Annotated in this window: 1 protein-coding gene; it reads right to left on the bottom strand. The window is 67.3% G+C overall.

What is annotated here, in order from left to right:
• Positions 1–456 (bottom strand): ABC transporter permease subunit (locus EN859_RS35355; RefSeq protein WP_135913611.1); only part of this gene is annotated, 456 nt, incomplete at both ends.

Here is a 456-nt window from a genome sequence, read left to right as displayed (position 1 = left end):
GTTGGCGGCCGGGCCGTTGAAGGTCGACTGGAACTGATCGACGATCGCCGTGGTGAAGGTGTCGAAACGGATGAAGACGTAAAGGCCATATTCGGCGAGCAGATGCAGGCCGACCAGCAGCGCGCCGCCGCAGATGGCCAGCCTCAGTTGCGGCAGCACGACGCGTGCGAAGACGCGCCAGGGCCCGACGCCAAGAGCGGCGGCGGCGTCTTCCAGCGCGGGATCCAGCCGGCGCAGCGCCGCGGAAATGGGCAGATATAGAAACGGGAAATAGGCGATGACGGAGATGAGCACGCCAGCCCCCAGGCCGTGCAGGCCCGGCACCAGGCTGATCCAGGCATAGCTATGGACGAAGGCCGGAATGGCCAATGGCGCGACCGACAGCCATGACCACCAGCGCCGGCCGGGCAGGTGGCTGCGCTCGGTCAGCCAGGCCAGCGCCACCGACAGCACGAT

It is taken from the genome of Mesorhizobium sp. M00.F.Ca.ET.216.01.1.1 (assembly GCF_004010325.2).
Classification (GTDB): domain Bacteria; phylum Pseudomonadota; class Alphaproteobacteria; order Rhizobiales; family Rhizobiaceae; genus Mesorhizobium.
Note: the sequence above shows the minus strand (reverse complement) of the source record. Positions and strands in the feature narration are given on the sequence as shown.